The 5,120-nt window shown below is 63.4% G+C and carries 6 protein-coding genes and 1 pseudogene; 6 read left to right on the top strand and 1 reads right to left on the bottom strand.

The genetic code is table 11. From position 1 onward, the window contains the following. The coding region (locus ACREE8_RS20705) for a calcium-binding protein (RefSeq protein WP_431574911.1) at positions 1–668 on the top strand (668 nt) is incomplete at its 5' end. 60 nt (positions 669–728) lie between these two features. On the opposite strand, the gene ACREE8_RS20700 is transcribed toward ACREE8_RS20705, so the two are convergent. Beyond that, on the bottom strand, positions 729–1,151 hold the full coding sequence (locus ACREE8_RS20700) for a DUF3734 domain-containing protein (protein ID WP_431574910.1): 423 nt from the start codon (positions 1,149–1,151) through the stop codon (positions 729–731). Between ACREE8_RS20700 and ACREE8_RS20695 the strand changes: the two genes are divergently transcribed. From ACREE8_RS20695 to ACREE8_RS20675, 5 genes and pseudogenes are all read left to right on the top strand, one after another. Continuing rightward, entirely contained in the window at positions 1,125–1,511 is a 387-nt protein-coding gene (locus ACREE8_RS20695) for a gamma-glutamylcyclotransferase (RefSeq protein ID WP_431574909.1), read from the top strand. The two genes, ACREE8_RS20700 and ACREE8_RS20695, sit on opposite strands and share 27 nt — an antisense overlap. Before the next feature lie 207 nt (positions 1,512–1,718). Further along, positions 1,719–2,630 carry an ABC transporter ATP-binding protein gene (locus ACREE8_RS20690; RefSeq protein ID WP_431574908.1) on the top strand — a complete coding sequence of 304 codons (912 nt, stop codon included), beginning with the start codon at positions 1,719–1,721 and terminating at the stop codon, positions 2,628–2,630. Beyond that, the gene (locus ACREE8_RS20685; RefSeq protein ID WP_431574907.1) at positions 2,627–3,379 is read left to right on the top strand and encodes an ABC transporter permease; all 753 of its coding nucleotides are present in this window, start codon (positions 2,627–2,629) and stop codon (positions 3,377–3,379) included. The genes ACREE8_RS20690 and ACREE8_RS20685 overlap by 4 nt, the downstream gene beginning before the upstream one ends. Before the next feature lie 10 nt (positions 3,380–3,389). Beyond that, complete coding sequence (locus ACREE8_RS20680; protein ID WP_431574906.1) at positions 3,390–3,905, top strand: hypothetical protein; 516 nt, start codon at positions 3,390–3,392, stop codon at positions 3,903–3,905. Positions 3,906–4,311: 406 nt separating this feature from the next. Further along, positions 4,312–5,120: pseudogene (locus tag ACREE8_RS20675) on the top strand (hypothetical protein); the annotation flags it as partial.

Below are 5,120 nucleotides of genomic sequence, written 5' to 3'. Positions count from 1 at the left end.
TTGGCTATGGGGGGCCGGATCAGATCAACGGCAATGGTGGCAGTGACAGCATCGACGGGCATGCCGGCGCCGATACGATCAGTGGCGGCAGCGGCAATGACACGCTCGATGGCGGCAACGATACCGTGGGCGATCACCTCGACGGCGGGTCAGGCAACGACCTGCTTCTGACCCGCACCGCCGATCAGGCGGCAGGCGGGAACGGCGACGATACCGTTCGGCTGTTCGACAACACCGGGTTCGGCACGATCGACGGCGGCGATCAGATAGGGCACGACCTGAGAGTCCATCAGGGCGATGTGCTACAGTTCAACGGAAGCCTCGATCTGACTCAGCCCGCTGTCAGTGCACGCATCCACGGGATCGAGACCCTGTCCATGAAGGATGGCCAAGGCAACGGCTCCCTGACCTTGAACGTGAACGACGTCCTCGATCTGGGCGACGGGACGTTTGCCCCGACGATCGCCGGCGAGCATGCCCCCGGTAAAGGGGCCGCGGTTCGCGTCAATGGCGACAGTGGCGATCAGCTCACGCTCAATGGCGCGTTCTGGAATTCGATCGACGCCAGCAACGCCCCCCATGACTATCACGTCTACGCGTCTCAGAGCCCTGGCGGCAACGTCTATGCCGTGGTGAACGACGACGTGACCGTCCATCTGACGACCTGACGGCTGAAGACCGGGCACCTGCGGAGGGCGGCATCTGCCCGACGCCCCCTCCGCAGGATATCAATCTTCCTGCCGGTGCACGTCGTGCACGATGCAGCCGGCGCCTTCCGGCCGCATCTCCATCCATGCCTTCTTCTTTAGTGTGACCTTGGTGTCCTCATAGCCGCTCTGCCAATGCTCCCGCATCGAGGTGTCGGAGAGCTCGTAATCCTTGGCGTGTCCCTCATAGGCCTTCTGCTGATAGACCAGCTGGAGGATGACGATCTCCGGCAGATCCATCAGCTCGTTCCGCAGCTTCTTCTTCTCCTCGTCCAGCAATTCTTCCGGCGTCTTCCTCCGGATCTGGCCCAGCTTCGTCTTCCATTTGTGGAGTCTGCCTGCGTCTGGTCCGTTTTCGCGGCGCGCCGGAATGCCCGGGGCTGATGATGGGGCTCGATCGCGGCGGCTCCTGCCGGCGTGGTTCAGCGGCTGCCGGCCGCGCATGCCGCAGCGCGCGTCGAGCAGCTGCTGCGCCGGGAGATCAGCGTCAAGCCGCCGGCCAATTGCCCGCGCTGGGTCCCCGTGACCAGCGACGGCAAACGCATGACGGCGCTCGCCTTCACGGTCGATCATAGGTCCGGCAACTATGCCGGCGATCACACCCTGGAGGAAACCGCCGCCATCCTCGCCAAGGCTTGCGGCCATTGGGGATCGGGCGCCGAATATCTGATGCACACCGTGGCCCATCTCGAAGACCTCGGCATCCATGACCGCTATCTCTGGAAGCTCCAGGCACGCGTGGCGGCGCTGATCGCGAGCGAAGCGGAGCCGTCGCTGCCGATCGTCGTGGCTCCGTCGATGTGATCGCCTCGCTCTGCTGGCGAAATCGGGTTTCCTCTAAGTCTCCTCTAAGTCTCCGCTCGATAGATTCCCGGCAGGTTCGCTACCCCACCAGCAGCCTGGCACTGATTCTTCTTGCGCCACCGGAACGCCGACATTGGCAAGGCGGTCCGACGCCACATTGCCGAGCGCGACCGATGGGTCGGACATCCCGGCAGGAGTCAGGCGTTCATGCTTGTCGAAATCTCGTCGCTCCGAGTGAGCCTCGGTGGCGTCGCCATCCTGCATGACGTGCAGCTAACGCTCGATGCCGGTGAAATCTATGGCCTTTTGGGTCCCAACGGCGCAGGCAAGAGCACGACGATCGCGGCGGCGCTGGGGCTGCTCCTGCCGGACGCAGGCCAAGTGCGGATCTTCGGGAAGGACCCCTCGCGAGACGCCGCCAGCGTCCATCGTCGCCTCGGCGCGCTGCCCGAGCAGAACGGGTTCTATAGCTGGATGACGGCCCTCGAATATCTTCGCTTCTTCGATCGACTTCACGGAAGAAGCAGCAGCGACCGAGAACTGCAGGAACGATTGGCAAACGTGGCGCTGGAGCCCCGCCCCAGGCAAAGGATCGACACTTTCTCGCACGGCATGCGGCAGCGTCTCGGTCTCGCGCGCGCCATGATCGCGAACCCCGCCCTTCTCGTGCTCGACGAGCCGACCAACGGGCTCGATCCCCGAGGCCGTCGCGAAGTCCACGATATCCTGCTGGGCCTTTCGCGCCGCGGTGTCGGCATCCTGCTCTGCACGCATCTGCTCGACGACGTCGAACGGCTTTGCGACAGGGTGGGCATCATCGTCCAGGGCCGGACCGTGGCCGAAGGTTCGATCGACGAGCTGATCCAGAAAACAGGGAGGACCACGCGGTTCAGGCTGCGCTTGGCGGGAAAACCGCCGGCCGAACTGCCGGAAAGCCTGCCCATCGCCATGGTCGCTCGCGGCGTCGATTTCTGCCTGGTCGATATCGGTTCCGGTCTGAAGACGGAACGGGCCTGGAGCGAGCTCATGCGTCGGGGCTGGCCCATCACCGAGATTCAGCGCGAAGGCGGCGGGCTCGAAGATGTCTATTTCGGGCTGACCGAGCGAAGAGCAGCATGAACCCGACGATCCTGATCGCGCGCAAGGAAGCGGGCGAACTTCTGCTGAGCCAGCGCGGGCTGCTGTGGCTCCTGGCCATGGCCGTCGCTCTCTCCAGCTTCGCGCTCCTGCTGGTCGGCGATGCGGAACTGAGCCTGCTGGACAACGCGCAAGTCGTCTATGACATGGCGGCCATCGTCACCGCCCTGGGCGCACTTCTTGCCATTCTGGTCGGCGTCGACAGCGTCGGCGGCGAACGGGAGCGAGGGAGTCTCGTCCCCCTCCTCCTCGCCCCCGTGCCGCGCGCCCAGATCCTGCTCGGCAAACTCGGCGGCGTCGCGATCGCCTGGATCGTCATGTATGTCCTGGCGCTGCCCTATCTCTGGGCCGTCGGCAGCACGGGCCAGAACCTGATACAAGGCGCGCTCGCCCTGGCGCTGCTGGGAACGCCGGTCGTGCTCGGCTACGGCTTTCTCGGCCTGGCGCTCGGCAGCTGGCTCGCATCGGCGCGATCGGGGCTGCTCGGCGGCATGATCTTTCTGCTGCTCTGCGCCAGCCCGCTCCTTCTCGGACCCGGCTTACGCCAGTCGGCGGTGGGGCAAATCTTCGATGCGATCAATCCGTTTTCGGCGGCGGCCAATGGCTATGACGCCGTGATCATCGATTCAGAGTCCGTGTTCGCGCAGTGGCTCCACTTCCTGGTCGCGTTGGCCTGGATGGCGGCAACACTCTGGCTGGCCCATGCCGGCTTCCGGCGCCTGGCAAGGTAGGAGATATCCGATGAAGGTTCTGTTCTGGGTTCTTGTGGCGATGGGCCTGCAGATTCCGCCGGCATCCGCGACCGACATGCTGCATATCGATCTGGTGCCGGACGCCACGAACCCTCGATCCGCACAGATGGGCGACAATCTGATCTTCCACACCCAGATCCGGAACGATGGTGCCGCCGCGGCCGAGGGGCTGATCGTCTGGATCAGCCTGATCCGGATCGACCAGGGCGCCGAGCAACCCGTCGATCTCGAGGATTGGAGCGCGCAGAAGGCGGTGACCGCCGCGTCACTGGCGCCGGGGCAATCGCTGAGCACGGATTGGCCCATGCGGCTCATTCAAGCCGGTAGCTATCGCGTCCTGGTCAGTGCGACGAGCCGCAATGGCGCGGGCCTCGTTGCCAGCCCCTTTGCCGATTTCACCGTGCGGCAGAAGCCCGTGGTCGAATCCAACCGCGTGCTGCCGATCGCGATCGGTCTGCCGCTCCTGATCGCTGGCGGCATGATATGGCAGCGTCGTGTCAATTGACGTGACGTTGCGATTGAGAGCCCAACCCCCGATCCGATGAGCGTCTCTCTAAGCATCCTCTAAGTTTTTGCTGGATAGATTCTCGGCCCTGGCCGGTCAGCCGCCGCTCCAGCCATGCGACACAGGTCGATCGCTGGGCGCGGAGGTGTGACCATTGCTGACCTGGTTTTCTATGACATCCCCGTAGGCTCTCAATTTGCCACGGGTCGAGGTCGATCCCCCGCAGGACTATCTTCCCGGCTCGATCGGATGGGATCGAGTGCCGTGAAGGAAATGCGACAACGCGAAATCTTCGTCGCATCGATCGTCGAATGGCGTCGTATCGCGGCCACTTCCATCTCGTCACGCCACGACGCCGGCAACGGGGCACTGAACAGGGGGAAACCCACCACAGGAGGCTTCAACAATGTCTAAGACCTTGCCGAACCTGATTCCCCACGATTCCGCGACCGTGAACACGGCCATCAATCCCGCCGACTTCGTCAACTTCATCGACAATCCGTTCATGACATTAGAGCTTGGCGCGACATTCGTGTCGGAGAGCCCCGATGGGCGTTCGATCGACAGTTTCCAGGTCACTCACCAGACCAAAGTGCTCGATGGCGTGACCTGTGTCGTGGTCAGGGACGTGACGGTCACTGACGGCGTTCTGGCGGAGAACACCCTCGACTATTTTGCGCAGGATAAAGCCGGCAATGTCTGGTACTTCGGCGAGGATGCCAAGGCGTTTGAGAACGGCCATGTCGACACCTCGGGTTCCTGGCATGCCGGTGTCAACGGTGCCACGCCCGGTATCATTATGGAGGCGCACCCTAAGGTCGGCAACCAATATGACCAGGAAAACGCATTTCCAGTCGCCCAGGACCACGCGCAAGTCCAGAGCCTGACCGACTCAACCAGCGTCCCTTACGGCTCGTTCGATCATCTGTTGAAAACCGCCGAGACCTCCGTGGTCGAACCCGGAGCGCTGGAGCACAAGTTCTATGCCGCCGGCGTCGGCGTGATTGCGGCGGTCGATGCCGTTACCGGTGAAATCTCCAACCTCGTCCAGATCAAGGTCGACGGCACCAACCAGGCCGATACGCTCTTTGGCTATGGGGGGCCGGATCAGATCAACGGCAATGGTGGCAGTGACAGCATCGACGGGCATGCCGGCGCCGATACGATCAGTGGCGGCAGCGGCAATGACACGCTCGATGGCGGCAACGATACCGT

Source organism: Hypericibacter sp., assembly GCF_050729195.1.
Lineage (GTDB): Bacteria > Pseudomonadota > Alphaproteobacteria > Dongiales > Dongiaceae > Hypericibacter.
This window is presented reverse-complemented; position numbering and strand designations above follow the sequence as displayed.